Annotated in this window: 2 protein-coding genes; one reads left to right on the plus strand and one right to left on the minus strand. The window is 55.3% G+C overall.

The genetic code is table 11. The features are described 5' to 3' along the window. Positions 1–213 (minus strand): hypothetical protein (locus tag AC1RPR_RS08090; protein WP_481763450.1); only part of this gene is annotated, 213 nt, incomplete at its 3' end. 146 nt (positions 214–359) lie between these two features. On the opposite strand from AC1RPR_RS08090, the gene AC1RPR_RS08095 reads away from it, so the two are divergent. Beyond that, a partial coding sequence (locus tag AC1RPR_RS08095) for a hypothetical protein (RefSeq protein ID WP_481763451.1) occupies positions 360–553 on the plus strand: 194 nt, incomplete at its 3' end.

Below are 553 nucleotides of genomic sequence, written 5' to 3' on the forward strand. Positions count from 1 at the left end.
GAACGAATCGAGCGCGGGATGATCGTCAAAGAGGGGTCTTTTGTCTTTATCGTAAAATGTCGCGATTCCCATCGCCATACAAAACGAACGCGCGGGGTTCCGGGCCCTGAGTATGCGTCTGGCCTCTGACTCGATGAGGCGCAATGCGTCTTTCGTTGCTTGTTCGATTAGGGCATCGATGCGATTCGATACCGCGCGCTGTGCACTATTCATGGTCTTACTCGATTCCTTGTTAATCGGTAGGCGTAGAATAACACGGGGCCGTGCGGCACGCAATACACGTGATTTATATGGGGTTATTTGTGTACGTGCGGGTTCCATGCTAATATACGGCATCAGCTAATCACGTAGGGGCTATCATGATTCTGGCACTGTTGAACGCGGCTCGGGCCGCTGGCGGGAACGTAGAGCGCTGCGCGCAGGACGCGTATGCGCGGGCCTGTGAGTGGCTGTCGGATACGGGGGCTCACGATCTCCGTTACTGGTTTGAATACGAGATTCGTTGTGTGCTGGATTTTGGGGGCGCGGACCCCGAAACGTGCGACTGGTTCCG

The sequence above is a fragment of the Dellaglioa sp. CoH-57-MRSF-22 genome (assembly GCF_056781895.1).